The sequence below is a fragment of the Lactobacillus equicursoris DSM 19284 = JCM 14600 = CIP 110162 genome (assembly GCF_001434815.1).
Taxonomy (GTDB): domain Bacteria; phylum Bacillota; class Bacilli; order Lactobacillales; family Lactobacillaceae; genus Lactobacillus; species Lactobacillus equicursoris.
On record NZ_AZDU01000091.1, the window covers coordinates 1 to 2,186 of the forward strand.

Here is a 2,186-nt window from a genome sequence, read left to right on the forward strand (position 1 = left end):
ACGATTGTGGGGTATTTTTATGACCAAATATTCATCCGAACTAAAAATACAAGTTGCTTCTGATTATCTTAATGGCAGAGGCTCATACAATGGATTAAGCAAAAAGTATAATATCACTCCATCTATAATTCGTACGTGGGTGAATACTGCCGAACTCAATGGCTTGGAAAGCTTAAAAGTTAAGCTAACCAAAAGAGAATATTCTGTTGACTTTAAGCTGGATGTGGTAAGCTACTATCTAAAATCCGATGAAGGACGTAATCTGGTAGCTGCTAAATTCAATATTAGTCCGTCACAAGTGTATTCATGGACTAAGAAGTTCCAGCAAGGCGGTCCAGAGGCGCTCCTTCCTGTCAAGAAAGGTAGACCCGCTAAAATACCTAAGAAGACCGAGAAAGCCAAGCGTAATAAGCAAATAGGAACTCTAACTGATAAGCAGAAATATGAGGCCAAACTTCTAGAAAAAGATACCAGAATCAAAGAATTAGAATTGGAGCTCATCATCGCAAAAAAAGTGGCCGCCCGGTATCCACGCTGTCCAATCGACAAAAGACACAGATAACTTGTGATATCCGGGCAGACCACCCAGAATTTCAGTTAAAACAGCTGTTTAAAGCTCCTAACCTTAATCGTAAGACTTATTACGACAACCTTAAAAGAATCGCTAAGAAGGATAAGTACGCCGAAGTAAAAGATCTTATCAAAGATATCTACTACAACGAAGGCCAAGGCACGTATGGCTACCGTCCAATATGGGCTGCTCTGCGCGACAAGGGCGTTAAATTAGCGATGGAAACAGTGCGTAAACTGATGCGCAGTATCGGGCTGAAGACCGAGCTATATCACAAGAGAACTGCGAAATACAGCTCCTACAAAGGTACTGTAGGGAAAGTAGCTGATAACCTTCTTCAGCAGCACTTCGATGAAGAAAGGCCATATCATGTTCTCCATACCGACATTACAGAATATGTACTAACTAACGGTAAGAAAGTTTATATCTCTCCTGTAGTGGATGAGGCTTCTTTGGAGATCCTTGCATGTACTGCCAGCTACTCCCCCGACATGGAGTTAGTATTGGGTATGCTAGATGAATTGGAAACCAAACTACCGGCTTACTCCCACCCAGTTATCCATTCTGATCAAGGTTCTCAGTACCAAAGTCCAACCTACCAAGCCCGCTTGGAAGAGATGGAACTAGTTCAAAGCATGTCCAGAAAGGGAAACTGTCACGATAACGCACCGGGTGAAACTATATTCAACTTGATGAAACGCGAGAGACTAAATCGAGTTAGACTGTATTCTTTGGAGGAAGTCCAACAAGAACTTAAAGATTACATATATTGGTTTAACAACATCAGACGGTCCAATAAACTAAATTACACGACCCCTGTAAAATACAGAGATCGTGTAATGGCAACTATTTAAGATTTTCTAAAATGTCTAACTTTTCTATGGCACTTCAACTTAGATGAGTGTCTCAAAGCGGTTCCCCGCTCAAAATCAATGCCTTAACTTAATGACATTGCCCTTGAGGGGGTAAGCTTTTTTGGTGCCCTCACTAGTGTGAGGAAATCGGGGGGTACTACGACATCCCCAATGTGAGCAATGAGGATCACCCTCACATATGTGAGGAATACTATATTGCGTGGCGATTTAGATGCATATCCTCCAGGATCACCCCCACGTTTGCGGGGAATACGATCTTGAGATTTAAGGAATCGTGCTAAACCGAGGATCACCCCCTCATACGAGGGGAATACCGGCTGCTTCTTCTTGTTCGAAGCGTTCGATAAGGATCACCCCCTCATACGAGGGGAATACGCCTGTGGTTATGATGGACAAGCACAAACGGCAGGATCACCCCCTCATACGAGGGGAATACTTAATGTCGTTGCTTAAAACATCGAAAATTTCAGGATCACCCCCTCATACGAGGGGAATACCATATCTTCACAATCAGTAGTCGGAAAAGTCGAGGATCACCCCCTCATACGAGGGGAATACTATACTCATAAGCACTAATCTTATCGTTATAAGGGATCACCCCCTCATACGAGGGGAATACTTTAATTATTATTTGACTAAATTTAAGCTTAAAGGATCACCCCCTCATACGAGGGGAATACTCCGTTTGATCAAACGGCCGCCCAGTACTATCAGGATCACCCCCTCATACGAGGGGAATA

The 2,186-nt window shown here is 43.0% G+C and carries 1 protein-coding gene; it reads left to right on the plus strand.

The features are described 5' to 3' along the window. Window positions 1-19: 19 nt before the first annotated feature. Window positions 20-1,425, plus strand: a protein-coding gene (locus tag FC20_RS10455) for an IS3 family transposase (protein ID WP_155859281.1) whose coding sequence is annotated in 2 segments (ribosomal slippage) — window positions 20-506 and window positions 506-1,425 — 1,407 coding nt in all. Because the reading frame shifts where the segments join, the coding sequence is not laid out codon by codon here. The last annotated feature ends 761 nt before the right edge of the window (window positions 1,426-2,186 follow it).